The following is a 15893-nucleotide window of genomic DNA, read 5'->3' as shown; positions in this document are numbered from 1 at the left end:
TCCCATGTCTGAACCGGCTGCGCTCCAGAACCGTGCCTGGGGCGGGGAGGTACGGGCCGCGGTCGGCTTCGCGGTGCTGCTGCCGGCGGTGCTGCTGACGGCCGACGTGGTGGCCGGCGACAGCGGCTGGCGGCGCGCGGCGGTGTGGATCTGGCTGGGCCTGCTGCTGCTCGTGGTCCTGTGGCCGACCCGGGTCAGCGCCGCGCCCGGCCTGCTGACCACCCGGGGGCTGGTCCGGAGCCGGCGGGTCCGTACCGACCGGCTCGCGACGGTCGCCTGGCACGACGGCGTCGCCCGGCGGCTCGTCCTCACGGACACCGACGGCGGCAGCGTCGAGCTCGACCCGCACGTCTTCGCCGACAACCCGCCCCTGTGGTACCGGGTCGGCGAGGACATCGGCACCAGCGTGTCCAGCGGCACCCTGGGCGAAGGCCTGGTCCCGCTGCGCCAGTTCTGCAGCCTGATCGACCGCGAGACGGCCCGCGCGGTCTTCAAGGCCTCGGCACTGACCTGAGACCCGAATCCTCCGCGGCGGCCGCGGCGCCGGCTGCCGCGGAAACCGGGCGATCAGGCGCGGGCGAGGGAAGCCGCCCCGAAGGAGACGTCGAAGCGGTCGCACCAGATGCTCACACTGGTGTAATCGGCCAGGTTGACGTCCGCGGGGATCGCGTAGTTCTGGTCGCCCTTGTTGCCCTTCAGCTCGCCCAGGCTGACGTACTTGCCGTCGTCGAAGACCCGCCAGCCGGCCACGCCCTCCTTCACCGGGGCATCGGTCAGCCACACGCGCAGGTCCGGACCGTTGCTCGTGTCGAGGTTCTCCAGCCGCAGGCTCAGGGACCCGTCGGCGAGGCGCAGGACCTTCACCGTGCCCGTGGTGGCGTGCTCGTGGCTGATCAGCGTGCCCTGCGCGAGGACCTGCGGCCCGGCCCCGGCGGACGCGCCGGGGGACGCCGGAGCCGCCGACGGCGTCGGCAGCGCCTCGCTGACGGTGTCGTCCTTCCAGAGCTTCCACGGCTCGAACCAGTACAGCCCGACACCCACCAGCAGGGCGCCGGCGACCAGCACCGCACCCCACACCCGCCCGCGCCGCGTTCCCTTGCCCACTGCCGCTCCCTTGCCGTCACGCGACCGATCCGCCGCCGTGGACCCATGGTCACATGCGGCACCCGGCCGGCCGAGGGTCCTGTGGATGACGAAATCCTCACGGTGCGCCGCAACCGGATCCGGACGGTGATCACGGTCACAGCGACTGGACCTCAACCGCCCTTGAGGGAACAGGCTGTTGACCACCGGAGGGCAGCCGGAACGGCCGCCCGGAGCCCGCAGCGCCAAGGAGCCGTGCCATGTCCGACCACCGCACCGTCCTCGTCACCGGAGCAACGGGCCGCCAGGGCGGCGCCACCGTACGCGCCCTCATCGCCCGCGGCCGGCAGGTCCGCGCCCTGGTCCGCGACCCGGACCGGCCCGAGGCGCGGGCCCTCCGGGCCCACGGCGCGACCCTCGTCACCGGCGACCTCGACGACACCGCCTCCCTCGAAGCGGCCGTGCGCGGCGCGTACGGCGTCTTCAGCGTCCAGCCGATGCCCGCGCCCGGGCCCGCCGGCTTCGCGTCCGAGGTACGCCGGGGCAAGGCGCTCGCGGAAGCAGCTGCCCGGGCCGGCGTCGCCCACTTCGTGTACACCTCCGTCGACGGCGCCGGCCGCCCCGGCGACGTGCCGCACTTCCGGAGCAAGGGCCTGATCGAGCAGCACATCGCGGAGCTCGGCCTGCCGGCCACCGTGCTCCGCCCGGCCTTCTTCCTCACCAACTTCACGGGCATGGGCCCCCGGTGGGCCGGCGGCGAACTCGTCCTGCCGCTGGCGCTCTCCCCGGACACCGCTCTCCAGATGATCCACCCCGACGACATCGGCGCGTTCGCCGCGGACGCCTTCGACGCCCCCGCCGAGTACCTCGGCCGCACCCTGGAGATCGCCGGGGACCGGCTGACCGGCCCGCAGATGGCCGAGGCCTTCGCCCGCGCAGCCGGCCGCCCCGTACGGTTCCGCGCCCAGCCCGTCGCGGAGGTACGGGCGTACAGCGAGGAGATGGCCGTCATGTTCGAGTGGTTCGACACCACCGGCTTCCTCGCCGACGTGCCCGCCCTGCGCGCCGCCCGCCCGCACCTGACGACCCTGGACGACTGGGCGCGCAAGGAGTGGACCGTACCGGCGGAGCCGGACCACCGCCCCTGAGCGCCCACCTGCCCGGCGCCGACGGCGCGCTCAGTGCCGGGCGCGGGTGGCCGCGTCCAGCCGGTCCGCGGAGCGGGCCAGGCCGCCGGCCGCCGCCGTGCACCGGTCGGCCAGGTCCTGGACGCGCCACCGGAAGGCCTCGGCCTGGGGCCCCTTCCAGTCGAGCGCGGCGGCCCCGGCCCGCAGCCGCCGCGCGTGGTCGAGCAGGGCGGCGGAGTGGGCGCGCAGCCCGTCCGCGGCCGGCAGGCGCGGCTGCGGTTCCGACCGCGGTGCGGGAATCCCGGTCACAGGGTCCTCCAGGGGGCGAAGGCGTTGGTGACGCCGTCCAGGGCGGGGGCCAGTTCGGGGTGGTGCCGCAGCAGCACCGTGACCATGGTGTTCCGGTCCACCCACTCCAGGCCCTCGGCCGTGTACACCTCGGGCCGGTAGTCGGTGGTGAAGAAGCGGTCGCTCTTGAGTCGGCGGCTGGCCATCAGGATGAAGATCCGGAAGAGGGAGTCGCTGAACCCGAACCCGGCCGGCCGCGGCTCGGCGAGGTTGCCGACGAGGGTGTCGACCCGGTCGAGCCGGCCCTCGTAGAGGTCCCTGATCAGCGGTGTGTCGTCCGGGTGGCCGCCCGTCAGCTCCTCGAAGGAGGCGACGGGCCGCTTGCGCAGCATCTGCCGGTAGGCGTTGTAGCGGGGGATGCCGCGCTCGCGGTCGCGCAGGATGTCGACGGTGCCGAGGTCGATGTGCTCACCCGTCAGCCGGGCCAGGTTGCGCAGCGCGTCGGGGTGGTTGTGCAGGACGAGGGCGCCGGGGTGGGCGGTCCCGAAGGACAGGAACAGGTCGCTCATGCCGAACGTGTCGATCGCCGTCCGGGTGGTGGCGCCCTGCATCTCGTCGAAGCCGATCGTGGCGCGGACGGCGCCCTTGCGGTGGTCGCGGACCACCAGCTCGTCCGGGATCAGCGGGTGCAGCCGGTACGCGGAGACGAACTCCTCCGTCATCGAATACGGCGCCGCGTGGTGGTCCGTGGGCGAGCCGAGGATGCCGCTGAGCATCTCGCCGCTGCCGACCCGCCCGTACGTGCGGCGGACCCAGCGCGGCAGCACCCCGTACCAGTTGGCGTCCATCGCCCGCTTCAGGACCGGCGTGTCGAGGACGCCGGGCGTCCACTCCACCGTGTGGATCTTCGCCATGAGGGCGGTGTTGACCAGCCGGGCGGTGTGGAAGAGCCGCTCGTCGTCCCACGTCGGATAGTGCGAGCGGAGGTAGTCGCAGACGGAGTTGTGCTCCTTCGCGAAGAGCGTGTGCAGCAGCGACAGGCCCGTCCAGTAGTCGCTGTTCATGCCGGTCCGGTCCAGGCACTCCTTGCCCGGGCGGGGGTCGGTGGGCAGCCGGCCGTCCTCGACGATCAGCTTGCCGTGCTCGCCCGTCCGCAGCGAACGGCAGCGGGCCTCGTCCGAGCCGTAGATCTGCGAACCGTCCCACCAGTGGGTGACCGTGTTCTCGTACGTGGGCGGGGCGTCGGCGGCCGTGTGGGCGACCGGGTCGGGGCGGGTGCGGTTGATCCGCATCGGGCAGCCGCCGCCCTGCTCGGCCCAGTCGTCGCCCTCCGCGAGCGGGACGGTGAAGGGCTCGGCCTCCTCGTTGTCGCCGTGGTTGGCCCAGCCGTGGTTCTCGAACTGGATCCAGGCGGCGGCCAGCAGGTTCAGCGTGGGCGCCGGCACGAAGCCCCTGCGGGCCAGCAGCTGCCTGCTGATCTCACGCGGGGACGGCGACATCAGCCCCTCGTCGCCCTCCGGGAAGACCAGGTGGAGCGGGGCGTTGCGGTCCAGCCGGGTGCCGACCCGGCCCATGTCCTCGTCGTACGGGTCGTAGCCCGAGCCGTCGTACGAGCGGAACGGCGCGGGTTCGGCGGTGGGGCGGCGCCGGCGCTCGCCCCCGGCGCCGTGGGTGTCGTACAGGTTCCGGCGGCGCAGGTCGTCGCGGAGCACCCGCAGGTTCAGCAGGGCGAGCGGCTGCGGGAGTTCGTGCCATGCACGGGTCCGGTTGAGCCGGGCGAAGGCGGCCGACCCGAGGCGTTCGAGGAGGCCCGGCGGGCCGTAGCCGGGGGCCTGCGAGGAGCGGGCGGCTCCGGCCTGCCCGGGCACCCCCGCGGAGCGGGTGCCGGTGCCGGTGCTGCGCGGGTCCGGTGCGGTCGTCCCCCGGGCCGGGCCGGACTGATCGGTGGAGGCGGTGTCGGTCATGTGGTGGTGGTCCTCAGCGGTCGGCGGCGGTCGACGGTCGGTGGCCAGGGGGCAGAGGTCAGGGGTCAGGGGTCAGCGGTCGTAGAGGCGGAAGAGGCGGGTCGCCGTCACCCGGCCCCGGTAGGGCGCGAGTTCGGCGTCCACGTGCGCCCGCGCCCCGGGCACGTCGTACTCCAGGTTGTGCGCGTACCGCTCGGCGGCATGGCACAGCGGGAAGGCGTGCGTGTCGTCGGTCCACGTGAACTCGGTGAACTGCTCCGGCAGCCGGTACGGGGACACCGAGGAGCGGCCCTCCAGGCTCGGCACCACGTCGTGCTCGTTCACCAGCGAGCACACCCGGGTCCCCGGGTCGGCGGGCCGCTTGCCGTCGATGGGAGAGCCGATCGCCACCACGTGCGTGACCCGGTACACCGCGCAGAAGTCCCGGTCGGCGGCCAGGTTCATCGCGGTGATCCCGCCCAGGCTGTGGCCCACCAGTGCGATCTCGCAGCCCGAGGGGACGGCCGCGCGCAGCGCCTTGCACACGGCCCGCGAGTACGGGGTGGCGGGCCGCGCCACCGCGTGGACCGCGCCCAGCAGGTCCTGCGGGCTCTCCCCGCTCAGCCCCGACATGCCGGCGAGCTGGACGACGTACCGCTGCACGCCGTCGGGCCCGGCGACCTGCTGGACCAGCAGGGTGCCGTCGGTGCCCACCGCGTCGATGTTCCGCACGTACCCGGCGATGGTGCCGCCGGTGTCGAGCCGCTCGGCGAACCCGGCCGGGGGGACGAAGGGCTCGGCCCGGCCGGGACCGCGGTCGAGGAACGCCCAGACCCGGGCGCCGATGCCGAGGACCGGTTCGGCGCCGGTCAGGGTGCGGCCGGTGGCGACCTCCCAGCCGGCCGCGTCGTTCAGCGGGTTCTCGTCGGTGAGGGCGCTCCAGGCGAGGATGTCCGCGAAGGCCGGGGCGAGCAGGGCGAAGGTCCGCTCGGCGCCCTTGCGGCCCAGGATGGCCCGGAACACCCGGATCGCCTCGCGCTGCCGGTCCTCCGCGACGGCCCTGAGGACACGGGCCGTGTCGGGGTCGCCGAGCAGCTCGGGGTGGTGGACGGCGGCGGCCCGGATCCGGGCCTTCAGCCCCGTCACGGCCAGGGTCACCGCGAGGCTCTCCCGGCTGGTGAACACCCCGACGAGGCGGCCGAGTCCGGCGAGGCCGCGGCCGCGCGGGGCCCAGCCCAGGCCCTTGGGGTCGGTGATCGTCCGCAGCAGGGTGCGCCAGGCGGGGCCGCCGCGGACGGTCCGCGGCAGCCGCGTGCCGAGGGCGAGTTCGGACGCGTAGCGGGCCGCTTCCCCCACGTCCTCGGCGGCCTCGGCGAGCAGGCGGCAGATCTGGTGCAGGGAGTCGACGTCCGGTTCGTGCCCGGTGACGGCGGTCGTGGCATCGGTCATGCGGGTGCCCTCCGGGGCATGGGGGGGGAAGGGGGTGCGGCGCGCCGTACCGGACGGTGCGCGCCGTCCGGGCCGGTGCACGCCGTCCGGGCTCGGTGTACGCCGTTCGGGCTTGGTGCGCGCCGCGCGGGCTCGGTCTACGCCGGTTCGGGCCCGGTGCACACCGCACGGCCCGGTGCGCGCCGTCCGGCCTCGGCGGCGGTGCGGGTTCAGCGCGCGGTGAGGGTGAGCCGGATGCCCGCCGCGCCGAGCAGGCCCGGCAGTGCCAGGGAGGGGTCCAGCGCGGGGCGGCCGCCGGTGACCCGGTGGCCCCGCAGCACCGCCGCGATCAGCGCCGCCGACGTCAGCAGCCCCAGGTGCTCGCCCGGGCAGCGCCCGCCGCCGTGGCTGAACGGCGCCAGCACCGGGTCGTCCGCCGCCCCGGGGCGCAGCCACCGCGCGGGGACGAACCGGTCGGCCGCCGCGACGTGTTCGGGGTCCCGCTGGTGGAACAGCGCCGGCACGAGGACCGCCGTCCCCGCCGGATAGCGCTGCCCGCGCCACTCGGTCTCGGCCCGGGTGACCCGTACCAGGTCCGGCACGAGCGGGTACAGCCGCAGCGTCTCCCGTACGCAGGCCCGCAGCCGGGGCAGCTCCGGGTCCCCGCCGTCGATCCCGGCCCGGACGGCGTCCTGTTCGGCCGGGTGCGCGGAGAGCAGCAGCAGGGTCCGGGCGACGGTCGGGCCGACGGTGTCGAGGGCGAGCAGCCAGTGGTGGGCCTGTCCCACCGGGTCCAGCACGGCGGCGTCCGGGCCGGCGGCGGTCGGGTGCCGGCGGGCGAGTGCGGCGAGGGTGTGCGGTTCGGCCCGGGCGGCGTACTCCTCGACGCGGGCGGCGGCCTTCGCGTACAGCGCCTCGGCGGCCGCGGCCCGGCCTTTGCGCATCCGCATCCAGTTGGCCTCCTCGCGGATGGCCAGCAGCCACCGGGCGAGCTCCTCGTCACCGGCCGCCGCGTCGCCGAGGACCATGCGGCGCCCGAGCCGGGCCACCGTGCGGCGCAGCCGCGCGAAGTCCAGCTCCCCGCCGCAGGCCAGGGCGGCCGCCTCCTCCTCGACCAGGGCCTGGAACTCCCGGCACGAGGGGTGCACCGGCCGGTCCGCCGCGAGCACTTCGTCGTTGATGCGGCGCCGGTCCTCGCGGGTGTCGCCGTGGGAGCAGATCACCCCGGTGGGCTCCAGCAGCGACAGCCCGCGGTACTTGTCGGGGGCGTCCATGGCCAGGGTGCGCACCGGCAGCTCGTAGAACTGCCGGACGTCGGCCTGGTCGAGCAGGACCAGCAGCGTCCCGGACAGTCCGCGCACCTCGACGGGCGCCCCGCCGTGCCGGGCGCGCATGGCCCGCAGCGTGGCCGCCGACCAGCCCTGCTGGCCGAGGGCCGCGTACGCCGAGACCACCTTGGGCCGGACGTGGAAGGCCCCGCGGAGGAAGGCGGGCAGGGTGTGCGTCGCCGCGAACCGGACGGTCTCGGCCCGCCCGGCCCGGGCCGGACGCGGCACGGCGCGCGCCGGGGTGGAGGCGGAACGGGCGGAGGGCGCGGGGATCGCGGCCCCGGCCGCGCCGGCGGCAGCCGTGGTGGTGGCGGCCGCGGTGGCGCCGGCTGCAGGGGAGTCCTCGGTCATGCCTCCACGACCTTGCCGGGGTTGAGCAGGTTCTTCGGGTCGAAGAGGCGCTTGAGGCCGCGCTGCAGCTCCAGGCTGACCGGGTCCAGCTCGCGGGTGAGCCACTCCCGCTTGAGGGTGCCGATGCCGTGCTCGCCGGTGCTGGTGCCGCCGAGGGCCAGACCGGCCGCCATGATGTCGTCGTACGCGGTCTGGGCGCGGCGGAACTCGTCGGCGTCCGACTCGTCGAACACGACGGTGGGGTGCAGGTTGCCGTCGCCGGCGTGCCCGAGCGTGAAGATCCGCAGCCGGTGCCGGGCCGCGATCTCCTCGATGGTGGCCATGAACTTCGCCAGTTCGGAGCGGGGCACGGCCACGTCCTCGATGAACGCGGTCGGCCGGCCGCCCAGCGTGGCGGCGAACGCCCCCAGCGCCGGGGTGACCAGCCGCCGGGCCTCGATGATCCGCCGGGACTCCTCGGCGGTGGACGAGGTGACCACGTTCTGCGCCCCGGTCCCCTTGCACAGCAGCGTCATCGCGGCCAGGTCGCGGACCGGGTCGGCGCTGTCGCTCTCGATGATCAGCGTGGCGGCGGCGCCGGCCTCCAGCAGCGGGTGCCCGTGGTCCGCGACCGCCTGCGAGGTGGCCCCGTCGAGGAGTTCGAGCGCCGACGGGACGTGGCCCGCGGCGGTGATCGCGGCGACCGCCTCCCCGGCCTGCACCAGGCTCGGGAACTGGGCGAGCAGGGAGAGCGCCGGCGGCCGGACCGGCCGCAGCGCCAGGGTGGCGCCGACGATGACGGCGAGGGTGCCCTCGGAGCCGACGAGGAGGCGGGTCAGGTCGTAGCCGGCGACCCCCTTGACCGTGTCCCCGCCGGTCCGCATCCGCCGCCCGTCGGGCAGGACCAGGTCCAGGCCGAGCACGTAGTCCGCGGTGACCCCGTACTTCACGCAGCAGATGCCGCCGGCGCCGGTCGCGATGTTCCCGCCGATGGTGCAGTGCTCCCAGGAGGCGGGGTCGGGCGGATAGCTGAGCCCGTGCTCGGCGACGGCGTCGTTCAGCCGCTTGGTGACCACGCCCGGCTCGCAGCGCACCAGCCGGTTGGCCGGGTCGATCTCCAGAACGCGGTCCATCCGGCCCGTGTTCAGCACGATGCAGCCGTCCACGGCGTTCGCGGCGCCCGCGAGGCCCGTGCGGGCACCCTGCGGGACGACGGGGACGCCGAGCTCGTACGCGGTGCGCAGGATGTGCTGGACCTGCTCGGCGGTCCGCGGGAAGGCCACCGTGGCGGGCACGCCCGCCTCGGAGAAGGGGGCCGCGTCGCGGGCGTGCGCCGACAGGGTCTCGGGATCGGTGTGCAGGACGTCCGCATGGTCGGGAAGGAGGGTGCGCAGACGGGAGAGGAGGGGGGTCTCGGGTGACATACGGGCCTTCCGTTGGTCGGGGCGGGTGGCCGCTGACGGGATCAGAGGGAGGGGAACTCGGTGGTGACGGGCACGTCGATGAGGACCGGCCCGTCCTGCTGGGCCGCCGAGTCCCGTACGAGCTTGGTGAGTTCGCCCGCGCCCTGGGCCCGGTGGGCACGCACCCCGTAGCCGGCGGCGACGGCCGTGATGTCGATGCCGGGGATGTCGAGGCCGGGCGCGCCCTGGGCGTTTTCGAGCTGCGCGAACCACTGGAGGATCGCGTAGCGGGCGTTGCTGAGGACGACGAAGGTGACGGGCACCCGGTACGCGGCGGCGGTCCACAGGGCCTGGACGGCGTAGTGGATCGAGCCGTCGCCGATGACGCACACGACGGGCCGGCCCGGGGCGCCGAGCTGCGCCCCGACGGCCGCCGCGGCACCGAAGCCGAGGCCGCCGCCGGCGGAGAACAGGTACGAGCCGGGGGAGGAGATCCGGGTCACCGCGTGGAACTGCGGGACGTTGGACGGCGATTCGTTGACCCAGAGGGTGTTCTCCGGGGCGCCCTGGGCGACCGCCCGCAGCGCGGCGAGCGGGGTCAGCGCCCCGTCCCCGGCCTCGGGGGCGTCCACCGGCCCCCGGTGTGCGGGGGCCGCGGCCCCGGCGGCCGGGAGCCGGTCCGCGAGCGCCCGTGCGGCCGCCGCCAGGTCCGCGACGATCGCGTCGCCGACCGGCGCCTTGGCGGCCTCCTCGGCGTCCCGGGTCAGCAGGACCAGCCCGGTGCCCTCCGGCAGGTGGCGGCCGGGGACGTACGGGTAGTAGCGGAACACCGGCGCGCCGATGACGACGACCAGGTCGTGCCCCTCCAGCTGCCGGCCCAGCGGACCGATCGCCCCGGTCAGCTCCCCGCGGAACTGGGGGTGGCTGCGGGGGAAGGAGACCCGCGCGGAGATCGGCGCCGCCCAGACGGGCAGCCCGGTGCGCTCGGCGAGCGCGAGCACGGCGTCCCAGGCGCCGGAGGCGTCGATGTCGTCGCCGACGACGAGGGCGGCGGAGCGGGCGCGGGAGATCCGGTCCGCGAGGGCGGCCACCGCGGCCGGGTCCGGGGCGGCGGCGTGCGTGATCCGGCGGGCGGCGGCCGTACGGGCGACCCGGTCCTCCTCCTCGGTCAGCTCCGCGTCGAAGTCGTCCATGGGCAGGGAGAGGAACACCGGCCCGTGGGGCGGGGTTTCGGCGAGCTGCACCGCGCGGGCGAGGGCCGGGGCGACGTCGGCGGGACGCGGGGGCTCGTACGCCCACTTGACGGCCGGCTGCGGGAGGAGGGTCGGCTGCGGGTTGGTGAGCAGGGCCTCCGCGGTGAGCATGGCGCGGTGCTGCTGGCCGGCCGTGACGACCAGGGGGGTGCGGTTGGCGCGGGCGTTGAGGATGGCGCCCATGGCGTTGCCGGTGCCGGGCCCGGTGTGCAGGTTGGCCAGGGCGGTGGTGCCGGAGGCGAGCGCGAAGCCGTCGGCCATCCCGACGACGACGGCCTCCTGGAGGCCGAGCACGTACCGGAAGTCGTCCGGGAACTGCTTGAGCATCGGCAGTTCCGTCGAGCCGGGGTTGCCGAAGACCGTGGTGATGCCACGGGCCCGTAGGACGTCCAGGACTGATTCGCGAACCGTGCGCATGGGGATCCTTCCGCGCAGCCGGGGGAGCACTGTCGGTGATCAATCCAGCACACCGCGTGGATCTTTACAAAAGGCATCCACGGCCGCACCGGGCCTGCTACGCCACGTCGCCGATCGCAGCCCTGACCGGCCTGCGCCGCCCGGGCCGGTTGACGCTCCGTCTACGGGATCGGCCGGATGTCCCTCCTGTAGGTGGCGGGCCCGTTCACTCCCACGGCGGAGCGCACCGGGATTGCCGGGCGCCGGGGCCGGCGCGGACGGCATGCCCCGCGCGCTCCGCCGCGCCCGGCGGCGCCCGGCGGGCACGGGATGCGCGGCGCGGCCCGGAGGATCCCGGCGGTGCCCGGCGGATCCCGGCGGCGGTCACGGGCGGTACCGCAGCGGATGGTCCGCCGGCACCTCCACCACGGCGATGCGCACCCCGTCCGGGTCGGCGAGCCACATCTCGATCAGCCCCCACGGCTCCCGCAGCGGCGGCCGCAGCACCTCGGCCCCCCGCTCCTGCAGCTCCTCGTACGCGGCCTGCGCATCGGCGACCTGGAGCCACAGCCGCATCCCGGGCGCGGGCGGGGTGTCGGAGCGGCCGGACAGCTCCAGGAAGCCGCCGCCGAGGAAGTAGACCGTGCCGCGCTCCGGGCCGGTGCCGAACTCCCGGTAGACGGCCAGCCCCAGGACGTCGCCGTAGAAGACGCGCGAACGCCCGGGATCCGTGGGACGCAGCAGGATCCTGCTGCCCAGTACATGCACCATGCCGCGAATCTACGCCCGGCGGCCGGCTCCGGCCCGGATCACCGCGGCTGCCGGCAGCCCGGTGTGTAGGGCGCGTTGGGCAGGTGCGACCGCCACAGGTCGCGGTCGCGCGGACCGGCCGTGGCCGCGCACAGGCGGGGCAGCAGGCGCGCCGGGTCGGTCTCCCAGACGCGCACGGTGTTGTCCCAGCCGCCCGTGACGAGGGTGTGCCCGTCCGGGGCGAAGGCCACGGTGCCCACCGGCAGGGTGTGCCCGGTCAGCGGGCCGCCCACGGGGGCGCGGCCCGCCACGTCCCACAGCCGGACCGTGTTGTCGGCCCCGCCGCTGACCAGGCTGCGGCCGTCCGGGCTGAACGCGACCGCCCTCACGTCGCTCTGATGGCCTCTCAGTTCGCCGGCCAGGGTGATGCCGCGGGCCGGGTCGGCGGTGTGCCACAACCGCAGGACCCCGTCGGCGGTACCGGTGGCCATCAGCCGGCCGTCGGGGCTGAAGGCGAGGCTCATCACGAAGCCGCGCTCGCTGATCTGGGTCCCGGCGAGCGGCTGCGGCCGGTCGGGCTTCGTCAGGTCCCACAGCAGGACGCTGCGCTCGATGGCGTCGTTCCCGCTTCCGGCGGTGGCGCCGGCCAGGAAGCGGCCGTCGGGGGTGAAGGCGAGGATGCGGACGTTCACCGACTGCCCGAACCAGGTCAGGGGGCCGCCGCGGGCCGTGGGCCTGGCCGGGTCCGAGAGGTCCCACAGGGTGGTGACGGCGTCCTCCTGCCGGTTGTCCGTGGTGGCGAGCATCCGGCCGTCCGGGCTGAAGACCAGCGCGCTGAAGCTGCCCGGCAGCGGTGTGCCCAGCCGTTTCGGGTGCGCGGGGTCGGCCGTGTCCCACAGGTGCAGGGTCCCGTCCGCGCCGGACGCGGCCAGCAGGCGCCCGGTCGGGCTGTACGCCGCCCAGTCGAGGCGCTCCGCGTCCAGCGGGCCGCCCACCGGGCGCGGCACGACGGCGTCCGTCGGTCCGGCGGGCGGCGGGAGCTCGTACAACCGGATGCGGCCCTCGAAGCCGAGGGCGGCCAGGACACGGCCGTCCGCGCTGAGCCAGGCCGCGCCGAGGCCGGACAGCACCGTCGGCGGCAGGGCCCAGGGCCGGACCGTGCCGTCGGCGCCGCCGCTGAGCAGGGTCCGCCCGTCGGGGGCGAAGGCGAGGCTGCTGACCCCGCCGGTCTGCCCGGTCAGCGGGGCGGAGCGGAACGTGCGCCGGGCGAGGTACGGGTCGGCGATCACCCACAGGGCGACGGCGCCGTCGGCCCCGCCCGCGGCCAGCGTGCGCCCGTCGGGGCTGAAGTCCAGCGTGGTCAGGGCGTTGGTGCTGCCGAACAGCGGGTTCCCGATGAGGGACGCGCGCCCCGGGTCCGTGGTGTCCCAGAGGCGGACGGCGGTGTCGGAGCCGCCGACGGCCAGCATGCGCCCGTCGGGGCCGAAGTCCAGGGCGTTGACGGTGCCGAGGCTTCCGGTCAGCGGGCTGCCGAGCGGGGTGGGCGGCCCGGAGCCGGCGACCTTCCACAGTTGGACGGACTCCTGCCCGGAGCCGCCCGGGGCGGCGGCCCGCGTCGTGGCGAGGGTGCGGCCGTCCGGGCTGAACGCGAGGGCCGGCACCACCCCGAGGCCGGGCGTCGGCGCGCCCCGGGGACGCGGGGCGGCGGGATCGCCGACGTCCCACAGGCGGACGGTGAGGTCGCCGCGGCTGCCTGCGGTGGCCAGGGTCCGGCCGTCGGGGCCGAAGACGACGTTCGCGGTGCTCGTGTGGGCCGGCACGGGCTGCCCGAGCGGGCGCGGCCGGGCCGGATCGTGCAGGTCGTACAGGCGGAGCGTGCCGTCGACCCCGCCGACGGCCAGCACCTGCCCGTCGGGCCGGAAGGACAGGGCCAGCGGAGAGCCGCCCGGCTGTTCGCCGACCGGCACGGGGACACCCGGCGGTACGGGTGCGGGCGGGGGCGCGCCGGACGCGGCCGGCGCGCCGGCGGGGGGCGGCAGGCGCCACAGCCGCAGGCCGCCCTGGGGCGAGGCTCCGGCCAGCAGCGTTCCGTCGGGGCTGACGGCGAGGGCGGTCACCGGCCCGTCGTGGGAGACCGCGCCCGGGGACACCGGCGCGTTCTGGTCCGAGATCAGGCGGCTGCGCAGTTCGGCCGTCGGCCCGAGCCGGTAGGCGGCCAGGTCGAGCTGCGCGGCGAACGCGCTGTCGGCGGCGCGGACCTGGTCCGCGGTGGCGGCGATCTGGCGGCGCACCGCCGTGTCGCGCTCCCTGCCCGCCGTCGCCGCCTGCCAGGCCGCGACGACGGCGCCGCCGGTCGCCAGTACGGCCAGCGCCGTGAGCGCGGCGATCACGGCCTGCCGCAGCCGGGCCTCGCGGGAGGCCTGCCGCCGGGACGCGGTCAGGAACGCGCCCGCCTTCGCCGGCGCGGCGGTGCCGCGTACGGCCTCCTCCGCCTCGGCGAGCCGGCTGCCCCCGTACAGGAGGCTCGCGTCATGGCTGCCGTCGGCCCACTGGGCGGCGTCCTGGGCGAGGCGCCGGCGCAGCCGGTGGCCGGCCCGGTCCCGGTCGACCCACCCCCGCAGCGCGGGCCAGGCGCTGATCAGCGCCTCGTGGGTGATGACCACGTCGGTCCCGTGCTCGGTGAGCAGCCGGGCGTCCGCGAACGCGCGCAGGACGGTCTCCACCGCCTCGCGCTCGATGCCGTGGGTGCCCCGTGCGGCGTCGAGCAGGCTCGCACGGTCCGTGGGGGCGCGGGTGTCCGCCGTACGGTCGCCCACGTTCACCAGCTGGACGAAAACCCAGGGCGCGGCCTTCCGGGCCGCCTCGTCGAGGCCGGCGTAGACGCGGTCGGCGGTGGTGGCGACGGCCGCGCGGATGCAGCCGGTCTGCCGGTAGCCCCGGACGGTGAGGGTGCCGCCGCGGCAGACCTGCCAGGTGGCCTGGAGGGCGTGGGCGAGCAGCGGGAGCCGGCCCGCCTCGGAGAGTTCCGTGGACTCCGCGTCCGGGGCGTCCGGGATGCGCGCGGCGGCTCCCCGCGGGCCGGGTCCGGCGGGTGCCGTTCCGGCGGGGGTGCCCAGGTCGCCCAGGTCCTGCAGCAGCAGGTCGACGAGCTCGGGCTCGACGTGCAGCCCCACCAGGTGGGCCGGCAGCAGTACCGCGGCCCGCAGCTCCCGCTCGCCCATCGGCCCCAGCAGCATCTGGCCGTGGCGCGCGGCCTCGCGCAGCTCGGGGTGGGCGGCGCCGGCCGCGACGAAGTCCGCCCGGAGGCTGAGGACCACGAGGGCGGCCGCGGGAGTCCGGGCGGTGCCCGCCGCCAGGTGGGCGAGGACCGCGAGGAACGCCCGGCGTGCCGCCGCGTCCGGACAGAGCGTGAAGAGCTCCTCCAGCTGGTCGACGACGAGCACGATCCGCGGCGCGGCCTCGCCCGGCCGGCGGGCCGGGCCGCCCGGCGCCTCCCGCACGAGGGCCTCGACGGCGGCCGGACCCGCCGCGAGCGCCTCCCGGATCCGCCCGGCCGCCCCGTCGCCGAGCCGCTCCGCCAGGGCCTCGGCGAGGCCGTCGGCGAGGGCCGCCATGGGCCGGGCCGTGGGGGTGAACGCGGCCTGGGGCCAGCGGGCCGAACCGGGCAGCGCGCCCTGCGAGACCAGCGGCAGCACTCCCGCCCGCAGCAGCGAGGACTTCCCCGCCCCGGACGGGGCCACGACCATCAGCTGTCCGCCCGTGTCCAGCCGCCGGGCCAATAACTGGAGCACCTCCGAGACGGCCTGGTCGCGCCCCTTGAACCACAGGTGCTCCTCCGGGACGAAGGAGCGCAGTCCGGGGTACGGGCACAGGGGCCCGGCGTCGGTGCCGTCCGACCCGGGGCGGCCGGGCAGCACCGCCTGGTGGACGTACGAGCCGTCCCTGACCTGCATGATGAGGTCGCGGCCCGCGACCATCGCGGTGCCGCTGTCGTGCACCTCGGTGTGCAGGACGGGGCGGTCCCCCTCCGGCCGGGGCGGCGGCGGGGGCGGCTGCTCCCGGGCGGGCGGCGGCCGGTCGTCCGCTCCGGTCATCGGACGTTGACGGTCATGTCCCGCGCGGCCACGTAGACGGTGCCGTGGTCGTGGACGTGATTGGTCACGGTGGCACCGCCGTCCGGTTCGCCGGAGTCGCCGGCGTCTTCCGCCGCGGCCGCGGCGGGGTCGAGCTCCTCGATCAACTGCCGTATCGGGTCGACCAGTTCGGGGTGGCGCTGCAGCAGCTCGCGGAACCGGTGGCGCCAGTCGGAGGCCAGGGCCTCCTCGGCCGCCGTGTCGCCGGAGTGCCGTGCTTCGGCCAGCCGGGAGCGCAGGACGACGAGTTCGGCGTCCAGCTCGCGCTCCGTCCGTGCGCCGTCCTCCGGCCGGCCTGCCGGATCCTGCGGTGCGGGCCGGGCTCGTCGCCACAGGGCGATGACCCCCGCCCGGGCCTGCTGCCAGGCGTCGGTGGTTACTGCCCCCAGCAGCGATGCTGCCGCGGCGGTGACGATGTCCTCCATGGGTGC

12 protein-coding genes are annotated in these 15893 nt (G+C 76.1%); 2 read left to right on the top strand and 10 right to left on the bottom strand.

What is annotated here, in order from left to right; all coding sequences use genetic code 11:
* Positions 1 to 4 precede the first annotated feature (4 nt).
* Positions 5 to 514, top strand: coding sequence for a hypothetical protein (locus ACIQUT_RS16420; protein ID WP_403563589.1), 510 nt, complete (start codon positions 5 to 7; stop codon positions 512 to 514).
* A gap of 53 nt (positions 515 to 567) precedes the next feature.
* On the opposite strand, the gene ACIQUT_RS16415 is transcribed toward ACIQUT_RS16420, so the two are convergent.
* Positions 568 to 1104, bottom strand: a complete 537-nt coding sequence (locus ACIQUT_RS16415) for a DM13 domain-containing protein (RefSeq protein ID WP_403563588.1) — start codon at positions 1102 to 1104, stop codon at positions 568 to 570.
* A 239-nt stretch (positions 1105 to 1343) separates the two neighbouring features.
* On the opposite strand from ACIQUT_RS16415, the gene ACIQUT_RS16410 reads away from it, so the two are divergent.
* Positions 1344 to 2231: an NmrA/HSCARG family protein gene (locus ACIQUT_RS16410; protein WP_403563587.1), complete on the top strand. Its 888-nt coding sequence runs from the start codon at positions 1344 to 1346 to the stop codon at positions 2229 to 2231.
* A gap of 30 nt (positions 2232 to 2261) precedes the next feature.
* On the opposite strand, the gene ACIQUT_RS16405 is transcribed toward ACIQUT_RS16410, so the two are convergent.
* The 9 genes from ACIQUT_RS16405 to ACIQUT_RS16365 form a co-directional block, all read right to left on the bottom strand.
* Complete coding sequence (locus ACIQUT_RS16405; RefSeq protein WP_403563586.1) at positions 2262 to 2519, bottom strand: hypothetical protein; 258 nt, start codon at positions 2517 to 2519, stop codon at positions 2262 to 2264.
* Complete coding sequence (locus ACIQUT_RS16400) at positions 2516 to 4462, bottom strand: peroxidase family protein (RefSeq protein WP_403563585.1); 1947 nt, start codon at positions 4460 to 4462, stop codon at positions 2516 to 2518. The genes ACIQUT_RS16405 and ACIQUT_RS16400 overlap by 4 nt, the downstream gene beginning before the upstream one ends.
* Before the next feature lie 72 nt (positions 4463 to 4534).
* Positions 4535 to 5890, bottom strand: a complete 1356-nt coding sequence (locus ACIQUT_RS16395) for an alpha/beta hydrolase (protein ID WP_403563584.1) — start codon at positions 5888 to 5890, stop codon at positions 4535 to 4537.
* A gap of 209 nt (positions 5891 to 6099) precedes the next feature.
* Entirely contained in the window at positions 6100 to 7548 is a 1449-nt protein-coding gene (locus tag ACIQUT_RS16390; protein ID WP_403563583.1) for a cytochrome P450, read from the bottom strand.
* Positions 7545 to 8951: an FAD-binding oxidoreductase gene (locus tag ACIQUT_RS16385; RefSeq protein ID WP_403563582.1), complete on the bottom strand. Its 1407-nt coding sequence runs from the start codon at positions 8949 to 8951 to the stop codon at positions 7545 to 7547. Before ACIQUT_RS16385 ends, ACIQUT_RS16390 begins: the two co-directional genes overlap by 4 nt.
* A 41-nt stretch (positions 8952 to 8992) precedes the next feature.
* Complete coding sequence (mdlC, locus tag ACIQUT_RS16380) at positions 8993 to 10600, bottom strand: benzoylformate decarboxylase (RefSeq protein WP_403563581.1); 1608 nt, start codon at positions 10598 to 10600, stop codon at positions 8993 to 8995.
* A 363-nt stretch (positions 10601 to 10963) separates the two neighbouring features.
* A complete protein-coding gene (locus tag ACIQUT_RS16375) occupies positions 10964 to 11350 on the bottom strand; it encodes a VOC family protein (protein ID WP_403563580.1) in 387 nt (128 codons plus the stop codon).
* 38 nt (positions 11351 to 11388) lie between these two features.
* A complete protein-coding gene (locus ACIQUT_RS16370; RefSeq protein ID WP_403563579.1) occupies positions 11389 to 15423 on the bottom strand; it encodes an AAA family ATPase in 4035 nt (1344 codons plus the stop codon).
* Complete coding sequence (locus ACIQUT_RS16365) at positions 15420 to 15887, bottom strand: hypothetical protein (RefSeq protein ID WP_403563578.1); 468 nt, start codon at positions 15885 to 15887, stop codon at positions 15420 to 15422. The genes ACIQUT_RS16370 and ACIQUT_RS16365 overlap by 4 nt, the downstream gene beginning before the upstream one ends.
* Positions 15888 to 15893 lie beyond the last annotated feature (6 nt).

The sequence above is a fragment of the Streptomyces sp. NPDC090445 genome (assembly GCF_044769385.1).
Taxonomy (GTDB): domain Bacteria; phylum Actinomycetota; class Actinomycetes; order Streptomycetales; family Streptomycetaceae; genus Streptomyces.
This window is presented reverse-complemented; position numbering and strand designations above follow the sequence as displayed.